Origin of the sequence: Flavobacterium buctense, from assembly GCF_014486695.1 — a bacterium.
Lineage (GTDB): Bacteria > Bacteroidota > Bacteroidia > Flavobacteriales > Flavobacteriaceae > Flavobacterium > Flavobacterium buctense.
The window spans coordinates 883,608-904,172 of record NZ_JACTAB010000001.1 but is presented as its reverse complement, the minus strand read 5'-3'; the positions used below and the strand labels follow the sequence as shown (position 1 = coordinate 904,172).

General features: G+C 36.9%; 22 protein-coding genes. 7 read left to right on the top strand and 15 right to left on the bottom strand.

Annotation, left to right across the window (positions count from 1 at the left end; genetic code table 11):
- Positions 1–207: 207 nt before the first annotated feature.
- Positions 208–1,440 carry an ABC transporter permease gene (locus ICG50_RS03970; RefSeq protein WP_187659625.1) on the bottom strand — a complete coding sequence of 411 codons (1,233 nt, stop codon included), beginning with the start codon at positions 1,438–1,440 and terminating at the stop codon, positions 208–210.
- A gap of 4 nt (positions 1,441–1,444) precedes the next feature.
- On the opposite strand from ICG50_RS03970, the gene ICG50_RS03965 reads away from it, so the two are divergent.
- The gene (locus tag ICG50_RS03965) at positions 1,445–2,725 is read left to right on the top strand and encodes an exo-beta-N-acetylmuramidase NamZ family protein (RefSeq protein ID WP_187659599.1); all 1,281 of its coding nucleotides are present in this window, start codon (positions 1,445–1,447) and stop codon (positions 2,723–2,725) included.
- Here the strand turns inward: ICG50_RS03965 and ICG50_RS03960 are convergent.
- Together ICG50_RS03960 and ICG50_RS03955 are read right to left on the bottom strand one after the other, a co-directional pair.
- A complete protein-coding gene (locus ICG50_RS03960) occupies positions 2,722–3,111 on the bottom strand; it encodes a PH domain-containing protein (protein WP_187659598.1) in 390 nt (129 codons plus the stop codon). The genes ICG50_RS03965 and ICG50_RS03960 overlap by 4 nt on opposite strands.
- A 7-nt stretch (positions 3,112–3,118) precedes the next feature.
- Entirely contained in the window at positions 3,119–3,619 is a 501-nt protein-coding gene (locus ICG50_RS03955; RefSeq protein WP_379760821.1) for a YkgJ family cysteine cluster protein, read from the bottom strand.
- A 92-nt stretch (positions 3,620–3,711) separates the two neighbouring features.
- On the opposite strand from ICG50_RS03955, the gene ICG50_RS03950 reads away from it, so the two are divergent.
- Entirely contained in the window at positions 3,712–4,413 is a 702-nt protein-coding gene (locus ICG50_RS03950; RefSeq protein WP_187659597.1) for a class I SAM-dependent methyltransferase, read from the top strand.
- A 2-nt stretch (positions 4,414–4,415) separates the two neighbouring features.
- A complete protein-coding gene (locus ICG50_RS03945) occupies positions 4,416–4,946 on the top strand; it encodes a YfiT family bacillithiol transferase (protein ID WP_187659596.1) in 531 nt (176 codons plus the stop codon).
- A gap of 71 nt (positions 4,947–5,017) precedes the next feature.
- Here ICG50_RS03945 and ICG50_RS03940 read toward each other — a convergent pair whose 3' ends face one another.
- From ICG50_RS03940 to ICG50_RS03895, 10 genes are all read right to left on the bottom strand, one after another.
- On the bottom strand, positions 5,018–6,175 hold the full coding sequence (locus ICG50_RS03940; RefSeq protein ID WP_187659595.1) for an aminotransferase class V-fold PLP-dependent enzyme: 1,158 nt from the start codon (positions 6,173–6,175) through the stop codon (positions 5,018–5,020).
- 95 nt (positions 6,176–6,270) lie between these two features.
- Complete coding sequence (locus tag ICG50_RS03935) at positions 6,271–6,675, bottom strand: DUF2059 domain-containing protein (protein ID WP_187659594.1); 405 nt, start codon at positions 6,673–6,675, stop codon at positions 6,271–6,273.
- 34 nt (positions 6,676–6,709) lie between these two features.
- Positions 6,710–7,090 (bottom strand): energy transducer TonB, encoded by a 381-nt coding sequence (locus ICG50_RS03930; protein WP_187659593.1) that lies wholly within the window; start codon positions 7,088–7,090, stop codon positions 6,710–6,712.
- A gap of 8 nt (positions 7,091–7,098) precedes the next feature.
- Positions 7,099–7,731 carry a 7-carboxy-7-deazaguanine synthase QueE gene (locus ICG50_RS03925; protein WP_187659592.1) on the bottom strand — a complete coding sequence of 211 codons (633 nt, stop codon included), beginning with the start codon at positions 7,729–7,731 and terminating at the stop codon, positions 7,099–7,101.
- 120 nt (positions 7,732–7,851) lie between these two features.
- Positions 7,852–9,513, bottom strand: a complete 1,662-nt coding sequence (locus ICG50_RS03920; protein WP_187659591.1) for a tetratricopeptide repeat protein — start codon at positions 9,511–9,513, stop codon at positions 7,852–7,854.
- Between the two features lie 10 nt (positions 9,514–9,523).
- A complete protein-coding gene (locus ICG50_RS03915) occupies positions 9,524–10,447 on the bottom strand; it encodes a PstS family phosphate ABC transporter substrate-binding protein (RefSeq protein WP_341431799.1) in 924 nt (307 codons plus the stop codon).
- A 232-nt stretch (positions 10,448–10,679) separates the two neighbouring features.
- The gene (locus ICG50_RS03910; protein ID WP_187659590.1) at positions 10,680–11,465 is read right to left on the bottom strand and encodes an energy transducer TonB; all 786 of its coding nucleotides are present in this window, start codon (positions 11,463–11,465) and stop codon (positions 10,680–10,682) included.
- A 31-nt stretch (positions 11,466–11,496) separates the two neighbouring features.
- Positions 11,497–12,075 carry an ExbD/TolR family protein gene (locus tag ICG50_RS03905; protein WP_187659589.1) on the bottom strand — a complete coding sequence of 193 codons (579 nt, stop codon included), beginning with the start codon at positions 12,073–12,075 and terminating at the stop codon, positions 11,497–11,499.
- An 18-nt stretch (positions 12,076–12,093) separates the two neighbouring features.
- The gene (locus tag ICG50_RS03900) at positions 12,094–12,723 is read right to left on the bottom strand and encodes an ExbD/TolR family protein (RefSeq protein WP_187659588.1); all 630 of its coding nucleotides are present in this window, start codon (positions 12,721–12,723) and stop codon (positions 12,094–12,096) included.
- Positions 12,724–12,768: 45 nt separating this feature from the next.
- Positions 12,769–13,590, bottom strand: coding sequence for a MotA/TolQ/ExbB proton channel family protein (locus ICG50_RS03895; RefSeq protein ID WP_187659587.1), 822 nt, complete (start codon positions 13,588–13,590; stop codon positions 12,769–12,771).
- A 388-nt stretch (positions 13,591–13,978) separates the two neighbouring features.
- Here ICG50_RS03895 and ICG50_RS03890 point away from each other — a divergent pair, with 388 nt between their 5' ends.
- Genes ICG50_RS03890 through ICG50_RS03875 form a run of 4 tightly spaced genes read left to right on the top strand, consistent with a single transcriptional unit; the run spans position 13,979 to position 16,681 of the window.
- Positions 13,979–15,499, top strand: coding sequence for a helicase HerA-like domain-containing protein (locus ICG50_RS03890; RefSeq protein WP_187659586.1), 1,521 nt, complete (start codon positions 13,979–13,981; stop codon positions 15,497–15,499).
- Positions 15,499–15,867 carry a DMT family protein gene (locus ICG50_RS03885; RefSeq protein ID WP_187659585.1) on the top strand — a complete coding sequence of 123 codons (369 nt, stop codon included), beginning with the start codon at positions 15,499–15,501 and terminating at the stop codon, positions 15,865–15,867. Before ICG50_RS03890 ends, ICG50_RS03885 begins: the two co-directional genes overlap by 1 nt.
- A 5-nt stretch (positions 15,868–15,872) precedes the next feature.
- Entirely contained in the window at positions 15,873–16,316 is a 444-nt protein-coding gene (locus ICG50_RS03880; protein ID WP_187659584.1) for a YybH family protein, read from the top strand.
- A 2-nt stretch (positions 16,317–16,318) separates the two neighbouring features.
- Positions 16,319–16,681 (top strand): cupin domain-containing protein, encoded by a 363-nt coding sequence (locus ICG50_RS03875; protein ID WP_187659583.1) that lies wholly within the window; start codon positions 16,319–16,321, stop codon positions 16,679–16,681.
- A gap of 71 nt (positions 16,682–16,752) precedes the next feature.
- Here the strand turns inward: ICG50_RS03875 and ICG50_RS03870 are convergent, their stop codons facing one another.
- On the bottom strand, positions 16,753–18,093 hold the full coding sequence (locus tag ICG50_RS03870) for an FAD-dependent oxidoreductase (protein WP_187659582.1): 1,341 nt from the start codon (positions 18,091–18,093) through the stop codon (positions 16,753–16,755).
- A 64-nt stretch (positions 18,094–18,157) separates the two neighbouring features.
- Entirely contained in the window at positions 18,158–20,557 is a 2,400-nt protein-coding gene (locus ICG50_RS03865) for a penicillin acylase family protein (protein WP_187659581.1), read from the bottom strand.
- Positions 20,558–20,565: the final 8 nt, after the last annotated feature.

Here is a 20,565-nt window from a genome sequence, read left to right as displayed (position 1 = left end):
CCTCCCAATCCAAATAAAAAACACCCTTTTTTAGAGTTTTTTTCAAATACCTGATTACTCGAATTTTACAAAGCTGTTTTTTACTTTCCTTAACAAATTTGCCAAAAAGCCTCTCCTCTAGCCCCGATTGTAGAAGCTACCGCGTAGCTCGGAAAGCGGGAATTACCATAGCTGATAATGCCCAAGCCTTTCGCTCCTTATAATCAATTACTCGAAACGGATGGATTTAGATGGGGTAATTTTAGTAATGATATAGGAAGGGATTAATAAAACCAATAGACAAATGGCTACAGTTCCTATATTTAAGAGTAGAATATAGAATAGATTGATGTCGACCGGTGCTTCGTTGACATAGTAACTTTCGGGATTGAGCTTGATGATGCCGAAGTATTTTTGGAGCAATAGCAATCCGATTCCGATGATGTTACCCCAAAGCAATCCTCTTCCTATTAAGTAAGCGGCATTGTAGAGGAATATTTTTCGGATGGACCAATTGTTGGCGCCGAGCGATTTAAGAATACCTATCATTTGGGTTCTTTCTAAAATCAGCACCAAGAGCGCGACTACCATATTAATAGTAGAAACGGCTATCATAACTATTAGAATAACAATGATATTGAAATCAAATAGTTTGAGCCATTCGAAGATGTAATAGAACTTTTCGACTATGGTTTGGGTATCGAGTGTGGACGAAGTTTCATCGTAGACTTGTTGTCCTTTTTGTTCGATTTGGGTAAAATCGTCGACGAAGACTTCGAAAGAACCTATTTCGTTTGGCTTCCATTTGTTGATTCTTTGGACATGGCGAATGTCACCGATTATATAACTGGCATCAAATTCTTGAAAACCGGAATTATAAATCCCCACAATATTAAAGTTACGCAGGTTGTAGCCTTCACTGTTTTCTTTCATGAAATAGGTCACAAACTTGTCGTTGAGTTTTAATCCTAAACGATTGGCGAGGTATTGCGAAATCAAAACTTCTTCGTTGAGATTGGTTTTGAAATTGGGCAATCGACCTTCGATTAAATATTCTTCTAAATTGGTGGTTTGGTAATCTTTGCCGACACCTTTGAAAATGATGCCTTCGAAAGCGGTTTCGGTTCTTATGATTCCGGCTTTGCTTGCGACGGCTTGAACATGGGCGATGCCATCCACGTTTTTGAACTTAGGATAAAAGGCTTGTTTAAGCGAAATCGGTTTGGTACTGACATCCGAATTGTTGTCATTGTAACCTGAGATTAGAATATGACCGTTGAAAGCAGAAACCTTTTGGCGTATTTTTTGTTGCAAACCCATACCAGTAGCAATGGAAACTATCATCATTATCATGCCCAAGGCAATCGCGGTGATGGCAATTTTTATTATTGGCGCAGAAATACTACTTTTATGGTCTTTAGCAGTAATGAGTCGTTTCGCTATAAAATATTCTAATTTCAATGGTATGATTTCAAATTTGGTGTTCAAAAATACAGTTTTATTCTCGGTTTTGCTAATGCTTTCGTGTGGTGCTTCAGAAAAGGGAAAAGGGAAAAGGGATAAGGCAGAAGTTGAAAAGCAGAACGCAGACAGCAGAACGCAGAAAGCTGAAATCGGAACAGGTGCTGACAACTGGGCAATATATTTGCCTTTATTGAAAAATAAAAAAGTAGGGATTGTAACCAATCAAACCGGAATATTAACTCATGAATACGATACTTTATCAAACGGGAAAATCGTACTGAGAAATACATATGAGAAAATATCAATAGTGGATTTTCTTTTACAAGCAACAATCAAAGTTCAGAAAATCTACGCGCCAGAACATGGTTTTCGTGGCACTGCTGACGCAGGCGAATTGATTAAAGACGGCAAAGACACTAAAACCAGTTTGCCTATCATTTCTCTTTATGGCAACAACAAAAAACCAAAACCGGAGCAATTAGCCGGTATTGATGTGTTGGTTTTTGACTTGCAAGATGTGGGTGCAAGATTCTATACTTATATTTCGTCGCTACATTATATAATGGAAGCTTGTGCAGAAAACAACATTCCGTTGATTGTTTTAGACCGACCTAATCCAAATGGTGCTATTGTGGACGGACCGATTTTAGAAAAAGAATTTACCAGTTTTGTGGGTATGCACCAAATCCCATTGCTTCACGGCATGACCATTGGCGAATATGCCCAAATGATTAACGGTGAAAAATGGTTGAAAAACGGAGCGCAATGTAACCTGACTGTGATACCGTGTTTGAATTACAAAAGAGAAATGCCCTATAGTTTACCCGTAAAACCTTCACCAAACTTACCCAACGACCAATCCATTAATTTGTATGCGAGTTTGTGTTTGTTTGAAGGAACTAATGTGAGTTCGGGACGAGGAACTGAAAAACAGTTTCAAATTTACGGTTCGCCTTTTTTGCCTAAAAGTGATTTCAGCTTTACCCCGATTCCGAATTTTGGTGCCAAAGAACCGATGCACAAAGACCAATTGTGCTACGGAGAAGATTTAACCCAAATTCAAAAAGTGACTCGCTTGGAATTAAAATGGCTTATTAAAGCCTACAATACAACTTCAGACAAAACGAAATTCTTCAATGATTTCTTTACCAAATTGGCCGGAACCAAAACACTACAAAAGCAAATTGAAGCCGGAACTTCGGAAACTGAGATTAGAAAATCTTGGGAGAAAGGCTTGGCTGAGTTTAAAGCGATGCGTAAAAAATACCTGATTTACAACTAAAGCTTGACTTCGATATTCGGATTAATTTTTAAAAGTTCGGCGATAAAATCTTCTCTTTCTTTGGGAGAAATTAGCACTTCATCATACTTATTGTAAACCACAGCAATTCTATCCAACGACAAAGCCGGGGAACTGAGCGGGTTATGGGTACTGTATATTTTTTTGATCGCATGAATATCTATTTTGGTGGTCCAAATTTTCAGTTTGTCGCCATCAATTTTATACTTAATGGATTTAAACATCAGAAATACTAAAAACAATATTCCGGCAAACACCAAAGACAATAGGTATTCCTTAGTTAAAATCCCGTCGATTATTGGATAACAAAAGACAACAAAAATGATGATAATCAACCACCAATCGATTTTTGATCTGTAAACTTTCATGTCAATATTATAAAGGTAAACGTTTTTTCATTTCTTCTACTATATTATAAGCTGCCGGGCAAATCGCTACATTCTTCAAAGTCAAATCGGAAATTTGTTGGAATTTCTTTCTATCCGTATGCGGAAACTCGCGACAAGCTTTGGGCCGAACCTCATAAATCATACAATAATTCTCATTGTCCAAAAAGGTACAAGGCACACTTTGCAACACATAATCTTTGTCTTCATCTATGCGCAAATACTGGTCGATGAACTGCTGTGGCTTTTGTTTCAAATGCTTGGCAATGCGTTCGATATCGGCCGAAGTAAATAATGGTCCGGTCGTTTTACAACAATTAGCACAAGTCAAGCAATCCGTTCGCTTAAACTCGGCGTCATGTAAATCCTGCATCACATAATCCAAATTCTTAGGCGTCTTCTTTTTCAGCTTGTCGAAATACTTTTTGTTTTCGATATGCTTATCTTTGGCTAACTTTTGGATTTCGTTTAAGGAAGGTTTCAAACTCATAGTACAAAATTAAACATCTTTGAGCAATCCATACTTAAAAACATATAAAAACTCAGTCACTCAGCAACTCAGTGTCTTAGAAACTCAAAAAAATGAAAGATCTTTTCGGTCAAGCCATACTCGATTTTCAAACTAATAATTCACCCGAAGACTTAGTCACCGAAACCAATATCTCCGAAGCCGATGAGATGAGCGTCGAGTATCTTTTTCGTTCCTATAATGACATGCCAAAATTGGAAAAGAAAGCGCTCCAACTCGCCAAAGGCAAAATCCTCGACGTTGGTTGCGGCGCCGGAAGCCATAGTTTGCATTTACAAGAAAAAGGATTTGAGGTTACCGCAATTGATATTTCTCCTAACGCCATTAAAGCTTGCCAACTTCGAGGTGTAAAAAACGCCCGAGTTCAGAATGTATTGGATATTAAGAATGAAAAATTCGACACGATTATTTTATTAATGAACGGCACAGGAATCTTTGGAACACTTGCTGAGACTTCGAATTATTTGCAAAAACTAAAATCACTTTTGAATCCAAACGGACAGATTTTGATTGACAGCTCAGACATTATTTATATGTTTGACGAAGATGAAGACGGCAGTTTTTTGGTTCCGGCCGATGGTTATTATGGTGAACTGACATTTACCGTTTCTTATAAAGGAAAAACCGAAGACACTTTCCCGTGGCTTTATCTCGACTATAACACTTTGCAAAATGCTGCTCACGCCAATGGTTTGGAATGCGAATTGGTACTCGAAGGCCAACATTATGACTATTTGGCCCAACTCACTTTATAATTATGAAAGATTTACGCTATCCTATCGGAACTTTTGAAGCCCCAAAAGCATACACGGCTGAACTTTTTGCGAAAGCCATACAAACCATTGAAACTTTTCCGCAAAAATTAAAAGCCGAAGTAGCTCATTTAACGCAAGAACAATTGAACACTCCTTATCGTCCGGAAGGCTGGACCGTTCGTCAAGTAATTCACCATTGCGCCGATAGTCATATGAATTGTTTTATTCGGTTAAAATGGACGCTGACCGAAAACAATCCAACCATCAAATTCTACTACGAAAATCTTTGGGGCGAAGGCATCGACAACAAAACCATGCCGATTGAACCTACGCTACAATTCCTGGAAGGTTTACATTATCGCCTGGCATTTGTGATGAAAAGCTTATCGGAAACCGATTTGGAAGCCGCTTACATTCACCCCGAACACAATAAGGAATTCCAGCTCCGCGAAATGATTTGTCTCTACGAATGGCATTGTAACCACCATTTGGCACACATCACTGAATTGAAAAAAAGGGAAAACTGGGTTTGATTTTTAGGAGCTTAATCCGGCTTTCCATTCCAATCTCTTCGAGGATTTCCATTGCAATCCGGGCTAGGACTTTATGCTTCTATCAAATCTGTGGTTTGAATAATATCTTCCAGTGCTTTGTATAAAATATCCAAGTCTTCCTGCGAATTATAAGCATTAATCGAATACCTCAAATAAATTGCTCCATTCAAAGGCATCACCGGAATTTGAATTTTATATTTGTCATACAACAAGTCTTTCAACTCTGCCGGGTTGGATGTCTTCACCGGAACACTTGCCATTTGGCCTAAAAATTCTTCCGTAATCGGTGCCAATGGTTGTGTTTTGAGCAAATCACAAAAGCGTTGGTAATTGGCAAAAACGATTTGCTTACAAGCTTTTGATTTTTCCTTCCAATTATTTTGTTCCAAAAATGCTATGACTTTGGGCGTACACAAAAAAGCAGAATGGTCATTGGTTCCCTGATATTCGTGGTAATCGAGAAACTGACTTTCGCTTGGCGCCAAACTTTCATAACCCCAACTTACCACCAAAGGATCAATCTCGGCTTGGAATTCTTTTTTGACATAGAGAAACGAACTGCCTTTGGGTGCCAACATCCATTTGTGCAGCGTTCCGGTATAGAAATCGGGATTCAAATCGGTTATATTTAAATCGATATGACCGGGAACATGCGCGCCATCAATTATTGTGATTAATCCTAATTCTTGAGCTTTATCGCAAATCTCCTTAACCGGAAAAATCAAAGCCGTTGAGCTCGACATTTGGTTTAAAAAAATCACTTTAGTATTGGTAGTATAGCCTTTCCAAAACTCCTCAATGATTTGGGCTTTGGAAACTATCGGCAAACTAATGTTTTGACGAACATACTTGGCTCCTGATTTTTTGCAATAAAAATTCCAAGTTCTGTCCATGGCACCATATTCATGATTGGTCGATAAAATCTCGTCTCCCGGATTGAGTTTTAAACTTCTCATCACGGTATTAATCGCCACAGTCGGATTGGGTACAAAAAAGAAATCTTCTGAGTCACAACCTATAAATCTCGCTAATGGCAATTTGGCTTGCTTTAAATATTGCGGCAATTTCTTTTGAATAAAGACTACCGGTTCGTTTTCTAGCTCTAATTGAAAACGTTGGAATTCTTCAAAAATCGGTTTCGGACAAGCGCCAAAAGAACCGTGATTTAAGAAAGTGATGGATGGATCGAGTAAGAATTGTGATTTCATGAAAGAGATTTGTTTTTGATAAAGAAGATATTTTAAGTAAAAATAAAAAATCCCAAACAGTGTTTGGGATTTTAACTTTATTTTATGCTGACAAATTACTGCATGTATTTCATCAATAAAGCTTGAATTTCTCCTTGTAAACCGGCCATTGACTCTTGAGATTTAGTGGCAATGCTCTCTGCTTTTTCAGCCATTTTTTTTCCAACTGGACTGTTATAAAAAGCCAACATCGCTTTAATATCCTCTTTAGAATACTCTTGCATGTAAATTTCAACCGTGGCATCATTTACTTTTTTCAACAAAAGGTCAAACTCTACCACAAATGCGGCTTGTTTATCTTGAGGAATCATGCTTAACACTTGCTTTTTAGCCGAATTCATTTGACCTGAAGCGCCACTTTTTTCAATCACTGCTGCAACATCTTCTTTTGATGCTTTATCTTGAGCAAAACCCAATTGAGACACTAATGCAAAAACGACTGCGAATACTAATTTTTTCATGTTTTGTTAAATTTATTTTTAGTTTATAAAAATACTATTTTTTTCTAAATACTATTGGATATTTTATCTCTATGCTTATTGGTTTTCCGCCTCGTTTAGCAGGTTCCCATTTGGGACATTTTTTCAATACTCTGATGAATTCAGTGGCTGATTCTATATCAAAAAATTCGATAATCTTAATGTTTTTTATACTTCCGTCAACATCTACTGTAAAAGAACCAACCATCTTACCGGCTTGGGTTACTTTTGAATAATCAAATTCTTTATTGATAAATTTGGTAAATTCTTCTATTCCTCCGCCATTGAATTTGGCTTCAATTCTGTCTCCACCAAGATACACTTCATCTTCACCACCGATTTGGGAGAAACCCAACATTGGCAAAAGAACAAACCATAATAATTTAGCTAACTTCATCTGCAGATTTAAGGTATATTTAAGTATTTATGGGTTTGCAATGAAACTCTCCATTTAGGATTGTTCATTACGTAATCAACAATTAGCGGTGTCATTTCTTCTTTTTTGCTCCATTCAGGTTGCAGAAACAAAATCGCATTCGGATTAACTTTAGCGGCCTGCTCTTCCGCAAATGTGAAATCATGCTTGTTGTACACAATCACTTTCAACTCACTGGCAATGGCATAAGCGTCGGCTACCGGTAATTTATTTTTTTTAGGTGACAAACAAAACCAATCCCAAATTCCCGAAACCGGATAAGCACCTGAAGTCTCAATATGTACTTTAAGATTTTTATCTTTTAACTTCTGAGTCAATAACGTCATGTCCCATGTTAAAGGTTCTCCGCCGGTCACCACAACCGTGTCGGCATATTTAGAAGCATTGTCAACGATTGTATCGGTATGGGTTGGCGGATGCAACTCGGCATTCCAGCTTTCTTTTACATCGCACCAATGACAACCTACATCGCATCCTCCTATTCGGATAAAATAAGCTGCTGTTCCGGTATGATACCCTTCGCCTTGAATGGTATAGAATTCTTCCATTAGCGGCAGCATTTCCCCTTTTTCAACGGCCAATTGTGTTTCTTTTGATAACATTATTTTATTATATAGTGGGCAAAGATAATGAATTTGAAAATTGAAAATTTGAAAATGGCTTTTAATAAAAAAACCGCTCTGAATTTCAGAACGGTTTTATAAATTATAATAGTATTGTTATTATTTCAATAATTTCAATGATTCAAGAGCGTAGTTATTGGCTGGATCAAGCGCTAATGTTTTATTAAAAAACTCAATGGCTTTTGCTTTATCTGAATTAGCATAATGAGCTGCTATGTTATTGTAAGACTCTATGAATTTTGTTTTATTTTTAGTCACTTCGGCTTCACCTTTGGCGGTTACTACATCAATGTATTGTTGGTAATAAGTAGCCATCATTTCGTCGTTCTCTAACAAGGTATTGGTTCTTGCTCTGAAGATGTATGCATCTTGAGTTGTTGGTGATGCCGTAATTACATTTCCAAAAGCCACATCTGCTTTTTGTAAAGCAATCGGATCCGGTTTCACTACATCTTTTCTGGTGTTGTCATAGTATAATGAGTTACCCAAATAGAAGTTATCTAACAAATAGTTTTTAGAAGTTGGATTGGTTACTGCTACTTCAAAAACTGCCGCGGCGGCTGTGAAAGCTTTTTGATCGTATAATTTTTTACCCAATTCGTTTAACTCATTAGCCGCTAAAGGCTCCATTTCTACTGCTTTTTTAATGTCTACTACAGCTGAGGCCAATAAAGTAGGATCAACTGTTTTTCCATCTGCGGAAGTACCTTTCTTTATTTTAGCTTGCCCAATGTACAAATAGTCACGTGGAATTATTTTACTCGATGGATTAGAAATGAATTTTTGTAAAGCATCCAAAGCTGCATCCGGATTACCATTTTCGTATGCGGAATAACCTAAATATCTCAAAATTCTAGGATTTACACCATCTAATTCTTTCATCTTGTTGGCTTCAACTTCCAAAGCTTTGTAATCTTTCGCTAAGATCAAGAAGTCGGCATGACGCATACGGGAAGTGATAGAATAATCCGTTAAACTCATGTATTTTTCATAAAAACCTAAAGCTTTTTGAATATTTTCCGTGTAAGATGACGGCACATTGTTTCCCCATAAATAATGGGTTTCAGCTAACTCTCTGTAAACCGGACCATAATTTGAATTGATTCCGATAACTTCATTATAAGCTTTTACTGCTTCGGTGTAGGCTTTAGCACCTTTTAATAGCACACCTAACTGCATTTTAGCTCTGATTAAAGAACCATCAGCTTGGTAGGCATTTCTATAAGCTACATAGGCTTCGTTTTGCTTTTTATCACCGTAGTATGCGTCACCTAAAGCTAATTGTACTTGAGCATCCGTTGGATTGGCAGCAGCAGCTTTAGTCAAAACAGCAATCGCACTAGTATAATCAGGTTTATCTGCGTTCATGTAAGCACGTGCGATATAAACATACTCTTCGGTATCTTTCTTTTTCAAATCTTTGGTAACCAAAGCAAACTTAGCTTGCGCTGCGGTTTTATCATTAGCATCTAAGTCCATTTGACCCAATCCAATATTGTTGAATTTAGCACCATCACTGGCACTTAATCCTTTTTGAAAGTAGATAGCGGCCGAGTCGGCAATATTTTGTTTTAGGTAAATGTTTCCTAAAAGAAAAGCAGCTTTCCCATTAGAAGGTTTGGTTTGTATAACGGATTTCAACAACGATTTTGCTTTCTCAAATTGTTCAGCATCAATAGCTTTCTTCGCTGGCTCTAAATCCTGTGCTTTCGCAACGGTTGTTGCTACTAACGCTAAGCTGAATATTTTAAACTTGTTCATCTTGCAATTTTTAATTTTTATCTTTAGTAATATTGTTTCTAATCTTGATTTTTCTGGAAGGGACTCGATCTGGAACCAAGCCTGATTTTAAAATAATCCGTTGTCCTCTTTCTCCGCCAAGGAAGGAAGCAAATCCCATACCCAATCCGGAATAACCTTGACAGTCGATGATATACAAATGACGTGCCAAAGGGTATTTGCCTTGAGCCAAATTGTCTTGTGTTGGAAAGACATATTCATTTGAACCCTTTTCTTTGACTCCTAAAACAGTGACTTTGTCTACCATTTCTTGTAATGCTAATGGTGGTTGAAAAATCCAGTTCATTCCTATAACTCCGACCATTCCTTCGTTATCGGCAACATATTTTATCACTTCCTCATTAGTTTTAAATGAAAAAATATTTTTTTGTTTATCGATTTTCAAACCGGCTAATTCTGAAATATATCTGACCGTACTTGAGTTGGGATTATCAAAGACCAATCCTTTGATGTTTGACACCGATTTCCCCTGAATAAAATTAATTACATCCTCAAGGGCAACAAGACTATCTTTAGCCTTTTCACTTTTAATAAAAGCGACGGCATCGGTAGCAAAAGGAGTAATTCTGGGCGTAATTTTTTTACCTTCAAAAACTTGAAGTTCTCGAGCGGTAAATGTTCTGGTAAGCACAGCAATTTTTGCTGTATCATTGAGCATTGCATTCAAAACTTCGTTTTCTGATTGGGGAACCAAATGCAATTTTGCCTCGTATTGGGTTTCAAAAACCGCTTGTTCATCCTCAATAATTGGCAAAATAGACTCGTCGACATAAATAGTCGCTTTCCCTTTAGTTATACTGTCCAATTTATTCTCGTTGTTTTTTTGACATGAAAAAACAAACAATAAGGTCAACAATAGAAAGCCGGTAATGGTTTTAGTTATTTTATTCATCATCTAAATTATTCAAGCGCTTTACTTGAGTTATAAAACGTAATAAACCAAATAATATTATGAGGCAACCTACAATTATTTGAAGATTGTTGGTCAAATTCAATTTTAATTTGTCCCAAAACAACAAAAGTAATCCCAAGACACTAAATGCAATAAAATTCAATAAGCTAATAACGAGAAGAAATCGCTCTTTAAGCGATTTCTTCTGGAAATTTTTTATGATTTTGGAAACCATTTATTCTGCTGATTGGATAGAAATCGGTAGTGAGTATAGCACCCTTACCTTTTTCCCATTTTGCTCACCAGGGTTCCATCTAGGACAAGACTGTAAAACTCTTTTAGCTTCTTTTCCGGTTCCGTAACCAATATCTCGGATTACTTTGATATCTGTTAATGAACCATCCTTTTCAACCACAAAAGTTACAAAAATCTTTCCTTTCAATCCTTCTTCTTCAGGCACTTGGAAATTTTTACCTATAAATTTGTAAAATTTCTCTAAACCACCTGGAAAATCAGGTTTTACCTCGATACCGGCGGTGTTGTAGATAGTGTTATCTTCTTCAACTACACTTGGTCCGTTTCCAACTGGTTCAACTGTTAACGGTGCATTCTCATCCCCTTCAATAGTTTTATCCCCTAATTTCTTATCCTTGATTTCTTCAACCTTTGGTGGTTCTTCAACAATTTCTTCTGTTTTAGCAACAACAGGTTTCACAAACTTCACTTGATCCACTTTTGGAGGTGGAGGTGGTGGTGGCGGAAGATTTTCCGGGGTTTTCTCTTTTGGAGGCAACTTAATAGTCACAATTTTTTGATCTAATGAAGTATCATCAGTACCTTCAGGTATTAAGCTTATGATAAGTGGTGCACTCACCGCTAAACCAAATATAACTGCTCCAATGGCTAGTGAACGCAAAGTAGTTTTTGAATTTTCTTTACGCAATTCATAAGCGCCATAGGCTTTATTACGTCCTTCAAAAACGATGTCTATCCACTGTCTTTTTAATAAGTCTAATTTCATATTTTCACTTTTTAAAGATTAGTACAAGACATTACTTGTTCATTTCGTCTACTAGTTTTTGCTCTTCAGGAGTGATGTCATTCACTATTGCATAAGTTGGCACTTTACAAATTGCCATTTCATCCAATACATCAACTAAATTTCTATAAGTTGATTTCTTACTCGGTTTGATAATCACAATCAATCCGTCTCCTTTTTTGTTATTTGGTCTGGTTTTACAATATTCTTCTACAGATACGACTCTTTTAAGAATTTCTTTTCGCAAACCATTTCTACCATAAACTGCGTTTGTCGGAGCTCCACCCGGTTCAGGTGACTCTAACAACCCGTGAAACCATTTGATTTGGTTGTCTTTCCCCATGATGATGGTCATGGTTCTTTTTTGGTCAACTTTAATATCATCTTTAGGTTCATCTTCTTTATTCTTATCCGGTAAACCTAAATCCATAGATTGTGGTTTTGATAAAGACGTTGTCAACATAAAGAACGTAATCAATAAGAACGCCAAATCTACCATGGCAGTAAGGTCCACTTTTGCATTGGACTTTTTACTTCTTACCTTTTTACTGCCTTTTTTGCCACCGCCGTCGCCGGTATTTAATTCAGCCATTTTATATTATTATTAAAATTAATAATCTTTTCCTCTTAAACCAGTAACTAAATTAAAGCTATTGATTTTTTGGTCTTGTAAAATATCCATCACTCTTTTGATTTGAGGATACTCTTCTTTAGCATCGCCTTTGATTGCAAACTGAAGTTCTTTAGTAGCACCTTCATTGATATTTGCCAATCTCGCGCCTTGTATCCAATCCTGTAATTGATTGTTGATAGAATCACAAGGAATACCTGACTGCACTCCTTTTTTTACTCGATCAGCACCTTTCATAGCCAGCAATTGCTTTAATCCTTCAACAGGAACACCAAACTCATCAATTAACTTGAAGTTTGCTTTTTCCTCATCGGTAAAGTCAATTTTATATTTCTGAGCCATATAATCCAAAGCACCCTCGCGGATAGCTCTGTCTTTCATACCGTAAAACACTTGTTCCTTACCATCACTTTTTCCAACTGTTATCGTAACCAAACCCGTTTCCGGCAATTTAGTCTGAACTGTAGAAGAAGGTGTATCTACCGGTAACGGCTCAGGCATTTTGGCCGTCGCTGTTAAGATAAAAAAGGTAAGCAAAAGGAAAGCCACATCACACATCGCCGTCATGTCGATGGAAGTTGCTTTTTTAGACATTTTTACTTTAGCCATTATTTACTTATTTTATTACAATAATTAGAATTTCTAACTACTGAATTATGATTTTAAACTTCCTCTGAATTTTCTGTAAGTGTTCACAATAGTTGAACCTGCCTCGTCGATTGAGTAAGTTAAAGTATCAATTTTAGAAGTAAAGAAGTTGTAAGTTACAATCGCTAATGCCGAAGTAGAGATACCCGTTGCCGTGTTGATCAAAGCTTCAGAAATACCATTTGCTAAGGCTGCTTGGTCAGGAGTTCCAGTAGAAGCCAACGCACCAAATGCTTTAATCATCCCTGTTACTGTACCTAATAATCCTGCAAGAGTTCCTAAAGCTACAAGAGTTGACAAGATAGTCATATTTTTCTCTAACATTGGCATTTCCAATGAAGTAGCTTCTTCAATTTCTTTGTGGATAGTTTCAGCAGCTTCTTCACTAGTGAATCCTTCTTTTTTAACCTCTTGGTATTTTATTAAAGCTGACTTAATTGCATTAGCCACAGACCCTTGTTGTTTGTCACAAGCGTTGATAGCATCATCAATGTTTCCTCCTTTAATACTGCTTTGTACATTTCTCATGAAAGTGTCTAAGTTTGCTTTTCCACCCGCTTTAGAAATAACAGCGAAACGCTCGATTGAAAACACAACCACCATCAACAATAATCCCATCAAAACCGGTACAATTGGTCCACCTTTGTATACCATTGCTAAATAATTTCCAGGAAGTGGATGACCTGTATTCACACCACCTTCAAAGTTAGCACCATTACCCATTATAAACTGCCAGATTAACCATCCAACAAAAATACATGCTACAATGATGATTCCCGACATCATCCCTAAACCATTTGAACCAGATTCTTTTTTAACGTTTGCCATTTTTTTAAATTTTAAAAGTTTTAATAAATTATAAGTTTTAGTTGTTAATAAACTTGATTAGGAGCAAATTTAATTTTTTACTTGAAATAAAAAAACTTTTTTTAGTTTTAATAACATATCAATTTAAACTCACTTTTGAAGGAGTTAACGTCATTTAAAACAATCATTAAATAATATATAAAAATAAGTCTAATTTTCAAGGTTTTAATCAAGTATCTACATGTATAACGTAAAAAGTCTTGAAATTGTATTTTTAACGAAAACAATTTCGTTAATTTAAAATTACGTCCTTTTTTCTCCCAAAAGAAAACAATTAACATTTCATAAATTTTAAAAATTATAGTATTTTGCCCTATCTTTATACTTACCTAAAAAAACAAAAAAGCAAATGGCAACAGTTTCCGATTTTTCAAAACATATCAACGACGGTTATAATTCAAAAGGCGAAAGCATCATTCTTGGCGGCGCCATTTTAAACGGAGAAGCGGTCGCCGATACTTTTGTAAAAGTCCCATTAAAAACACTAAATCGTCACGGTCTCATAGCCGGCGCCACAGGAACAGGAAAAACCAAAACCATTCAAGTGCTTTCCGAACAATTGTCTTCTTTCGGGATTCCGGTATTGATGATGGACATTAAAGGAGATTTCTCCGGAATAGCCAAAGAAGGTGAAGAAAAACCATTCATTACCGAACGACATGCCAAAATAAATATCCCATATAAAACAGAAAGTTTTCCGGTTGAATTAATGTCATTGTCCCAACAAGACGGGGTTCGATTGCGCGCAACAGTTTCTGAATTCGGACCGGTTTTGTTTTCAAGAATATTGGACTTAAATGATACCCAAACTGGTGTAGTAGCGGTTATTTTTAAATATTGTGATGATCACAAAATGCCTTTGTTGGATTTGAAAGATATGAAAAAAGTAATCAACTTCATTACCGAAGAAGGCAAAGACGAAATCGAAGAAAATTACGGAAAAATATCAACTTCAACCACAGGAATTATTCTTCGTAAAATTATCGAATTGGAACAACAAGGTGGCGATATTTTCTTTGGAGAATTGTCATTTGAGATTGACGATTTAATGAGAATTGATGAGAATGGCAAAGGATATGTCAATATTATTCGCTTAACCGATATTCAAGATAAACCCAAATTATTCTCGACCTTTATGTTGAGCTTATTGGCGGAAATCTACCAACAAATGCCTGAGAAAGGCGATGCAGACCAACCGGAATTAGTGATTTTTATTGACGAAGCGCATTTGATTTTTGACGAAGCCAGTGATGCGTTGTTGAACCAAATTGAAACCATCATTAAACTCATACGATCTAAAGGCATCGGCGTTTATTTTGTAACCCAAAACCCTATGGATGTTCCGGCGAGTGTTTTGGCCCAATTGGGATTGAAAATCCAACACGCCTTGAGAGCTTTTACCGCCAATGACAGACAAGCCATCAAACAAACAGCCGAAAATTATCCGCTGTCAGATTATTACAAAACCGATGAAGTATTAACTTCACTCGGAATCGGAGAAGCTTTTGTAACAGCTTTAAACGAAAAAGGAATTCCAACCCCGTTAGCCGCCACAATGATGCGAGCGCCAATGAGTCGTATGGATGTTTTAACCGAAAGTGAAATCGAACAAATCAATGCCAAATCTAAACTAGTTAGAAAATATTCAGAAGAGATTGACCGCGAAAGCGCTTATGAAATGCTGAACAAAAAAATCGAGGCTGCCAATCAACAAGCTGAAGAAAATCAGGAAAGTCAACAAGAAGAAAAGAAAAAAAACAATGAACCAAGTACGGCCGAAGTCATAGGCAAATCGGTTACAAAAGTGGTAACGAGTGCGACTTTTATACGGGGTGTTTTTGGCATACTAACCAAGCTTTTTAGAAAATAATGAAATCATTTTTGACCATTGGATTATTGGTGTTATCCAACGTTTTTATGACGTTAGCTTGGTATGGTCATTTGAAATTTAAGGAACTGAAATGGTTTGAAAACGCCGGGTTAATTACTATTATTTTAATTAGTTGGGGGTTGGCCCTATTTGAATATTTCTTTCAAGTACCTGCAAATAAAATAGGTTATACAGGTAATGGCGGCCCATTTTCACTAATGCAATTGAAGGTCATACAAGAAGTCATCACTTTAGTCGTTTTTGTGATTTTTTCGATGTTGTTTTTCAAAAATGAAACCTTTCGATGGAATCACGCGGTTGGGTTTATATTTCTAATTTTAGCGGTTTATTTTATATTTAAAAAGTAATAATCATGAAGAAAATAATTTTAGTTTTTACAACGATGTTGTTATTGAGTTGTAACCAAAAACAAACCCAATTAGATTTGGAACCCATAAAAAAAGAAGTACAGAAAGCAGAAGAAGCTTTTAAAAACTTAGCTCAAACTAAAGGAATTCCGGTAGCATTTTACGAATTCGCCGACCAAAATGCGGTTATCAAACGTGAAAATGATACACTAATCAAAGGCAAAGAAAACATTAAGCTCTATTACAGTGATCAAAAGTATAAGTCGGCTAAAGTCAATTGGATTGTTGATGTTGTAGAAGTATCCAATGACGGTTCCATGGCTTATACCTACGGAAAATACGTATGGTCTATCAAAGACTTTCAAGGAAAGGAAAGAGAATTCAAAGGTGTCTTTCACACCGTTTGGAAGAAACAAAAAGACGGAAGTTGGAAATACACTTGGGATTAATTATGAAAAAATACTTTATACAAAAAGCGCCTTTTATCGTCCCAACGACTGACGGCAAACTCATCGAAGAACATCATGGCAATGCCACGACTAATAATGCTGAAATATCAATTGCCCACATGATTGCGCCACCAAAATGGGCTGAACCGTTTCAAACGCCGGAGTTTGATGAATACACTTATATCATTTCAGGAAAAAAGCAGTTTATCATTGAAGGCGAAACCGTGATTTTGGAAGCCGGACAATCGATCAAAATTGAGAAGAATTCGCGAGTACAATATTCGAATCCGTTTGATGACCCTTGTGAATACATTGCGATTTGCCAACCGGCTTTTGATTTTACAAAAGTGCATCGGGAAGAGTAAAAAAATGGCAATAACAATATCAATGGCAATTATTGAATATTGAAATTGCTATTCACATTGATATTGAAATCTTATTTCAGTAAATCAATGATTTTATTCTCAACGGCTTCACTGTTCCATTTTTCTTCTATGTTAGGCATTTTCATAACTTCCTCCATGATTTTATTTTGGAAATCGCCTAAAGCCAGTGCTTCTGAATAAGGGTGCAAGCTAAAAGTCACTCGACTGTACAAAGGCAACCATTTATCGGGGTGTTTGTCGGAGAACCATTTTTCAATTTTCTTTTGCAATAGGAAGTTTTCATCGGCCGTTTTGGTACTCATTTCGATGAAGTTCCGCAAAGATAATTCTGCAATGGCATCCGCATTGGGTTTGCGAGATTTTTGGTATTCAGAAAAAATGGCTTTCCAATCATCGCCATATTTTGCCATCATTTCGCTTAAAACCGTTATGTCTTCAAAACCGGCATTCATCCCTTGCCCGTAGAAAGGAACTATTGCATGTGACGCATCGCCAATTAAAGCCACTTTGTCTTCAAAAGTCCATGGATAACATTTCATAATCACCAAATAACTCGTAGGATTCTTGAAGAAATCTTCCACTAAATCAGGAATTACTGCTGCGGTATCCGGAAAATATTCGGCGAAGAAATTCACTAGAGACTCTTTGTCTTTCAACTGCTCAAAAGAATTTTCGCCTTCGAACGGCATGAATAATGTACACGTAAAACTTCCGTCTAAATTGGCTAAAGCCATTAGCATAAAATTACCTCTTGGCCAAATGTGCAAAGAGTTTTTATCTACTTTATGGGTTCCGTCGGCATTGGCAGGAATATGCAATTCTTTATAGCCAATTTTCATAAACTCCTGAGAATAATCAAACATGCTTTGGCGTTGCATGCGGTGGCGGATTCTCGAAAATGCACCATCCGCTCCAAAGACTTTGTCGTATTTTAACTCAGTCCACTCGCCTCTTTCGGTTTCCCCAATGTGCAATGTTGCGTCTGCTAGAGTAACATCCCAAATTTTATGTTCAAAGAAAAATTCAACACCTTCGGCTTCTGCCAAATCAATCATTCTGCGGTTTAAAACCCCTCGAGACAACGAAAAAATAGCTTCGCCGTCTTTGCCGTAATATTGATAGTTGAGCTTGCCGTCTTTCAAATGAATTGCTCGTTTGTCTACCGGTATTCCAATCTTGCGGATTTCGTCATCTAATCCAACATCTTCCATGGCTTTCCAACCGCGAGTTGACATGACCAAATTAATGGAACGTCCTGAGAATTCTACCGTTCTGATATCGGGACTACGATCGTAAACATGAACAGTATGTCCTTGTCTTTTGAGGTAAATTGCCAATAAGGTTCCGACTAAGCCCGAACCAACAACAGCAATTTTTTGAGGATTTTGCATGAAATTTTTATAAACGGTTTTGCAAATTTACTTTTTTGACCCGAATAGGCGAATGGAATTAGGATTATTTTACACTTTGCTTAACCGGTTTGAAAACCAATTTAGTCGAAGATGCTTCTATTTCTTTTTTATTCAACTTCATCTTTCGGAATTTGCCTTTTACAAACATTTCCGATTGATCGCTGTAATGCTTACTCATTGGGTTTCCGGATTGTCCTGTTGGCAAAACACTCCAACTGTTCTCAACATCTGAAAAATCAATGATACGACGTGTTGACGGACCTCCTTTTACCGGAATTATCGCATCGTTGGAGTAAATAAACAATTGGTTATCAATAACTTCATTTGAACCTGCTATCTCGAATGGACCAACATTAAAAAACTTACTGAACATTTTTACTTTACCGATTGGATGTTGGAAGGTTACTTGGTGCACTTTTCCCCATTTCCATTGTAGCACTCCACTTCCCCATTGGTTTTCTAAAGCGGCAATTGCTTCTTTAAATGATTTAGTAAGGATTTCTAATTGGGTTTCTTTTTTCTCCTTTGTATTGATGTTGTCCCACCAAGGCGAATTGGCGTTTTGGGTTTGCGCTTCAATCATTTGTTTGACGATGTGTGTACTCAATAACAAGTTGAAATTCTCTTCACCGAATTCATCTTCTAAAGTGTTTTTCAAATAAAAGTAAATCCATTTGTTGTAAATGGTGGGTGCGATGTCTTCTAAATTATGTGTCGCTTTCCAAGTTTGTAAAACAGTTAGCGCCTCCTTTTCTGTTTTTGAAAGTTCGGCCGGATTTAAATGTTTGGTCATAGTAGCCACAATAGTTTGAGCTGTTGCCGATGTATTATCGACTATCATTTTGGAAACGTCTTCTTTAGTCCAATCGTTTTTCGGACTTAACAAACCATCGATTCTGATTGCTCTGTCTTTGGGCAGATAATAACCCGGATACAAATAGCCGTCGATTGGTGTTGGTTGGTTATTCGAACTGTACACATAATGCCAAGGCGGATTAATTGCCTGAGGATTTTTAGCGAAAGCAAGAAACGCTTTTTTATCATCGATACCATTAGCGCCATTGAGGATGAAATTGGTATTCACACTTTGATCAACTTTATACAATTTCCCGGAAGTAATCCATGCAATATTGCCTTTGGCATCGCCATACATAATATTCAATCCCGGTGCGTGAATCAATTCGATACTTTTATGAAAACTCTCCAAATTTTTAGCATGGGACAACTCATATACTGCCTCGAGAATCTGATTTTTTTGTTGGGTATAAATCCAATACATCGCGACAGATTTATCCGTTTTTAATTCGTCAAGCAATCCAGTTATAATTGGTCCGTGTTTACTGGTTTTTACATTAAGTTTGACATCGACACTGTCTTTGACTTTGATGTTTTTTTGTTGGTACGTATAATTTTTGTACCCTTCCGGTGTTTTGTATTGCTTTGGATTATTCGGATTTTCTTCCTCTTGAAAGAAATCGACATCATCGTTTTCAAACATGGTCAAGCCATAAGCATAATCTCGATTGTGTCCCAAGAGTGGAAACGGCGTACCGGCGATATAATACCCATAAATTTCATAATTGGGACAAACGATGTGTGCTTCGTACCAAGTTCCGGGTTGGGAATACATGATGTGCGGATCATTGGCCAAAATCACCTTGCCGTTTTTGGTTTTTTCGCCGCCTATTACCCAACTGTTACTACCTATAAAAGCTGGAACGGGAGAAGTTTCGAGCAAATTGGCAACTGACTTAGAGATTTTGCTATACTCTTTATATTTTCCTTGAAAAGATTCCAATTGTTGGGTGCCCAACTCACCATTGATTCCAAAATCTTTTAAATAGTCTGCGCCAAATCGGTCGCGTATATCAGTCAGTAATGGATCGGTTTTTTGCGCCATAGCAAAGCTAAAAGACATGAATCCGAAAATATTATAGACGTCTTTTAATGTGAATTTCTCTTGCTCTATTCCTAATAAACGAATTTCAACCGGTGTTATTCCGTCGGCGATATATTGATTGATTCCGTCGAGATAGGCTTGTGTCAAAATATACATTGGAGAGTTTTTGTCTAATTGCGCGACTGCTTTGGCTGAATTTTCATCGATACCAATTCCGGAAAAGAACCTATCGGTTTTTAAAGCGGCACCACCAAAAATCTCCGAAAGTCTTCCCGGAGCGATGCGTCGCATAAGTTCCATTTGCCAAAGTCGGTCTTGGGCATGAACATAACCCAAAGTGGTCATAGCATCTTTTTGGTTGTCGGCATAAATGTGCGGCACACCATAATCATCAAAGTAAACTGTAGTTTCTTTATTGATAGTACCAAGGGTTAATTCGCCCTCATATTCCGGTTTGCTGTATTGCAAATAACTTACGCCAACAATAACAACTAGCACAATTAAAAATGACAATACCAGCAGTATTTTTTTTATGAGTTTCATGGAGATAG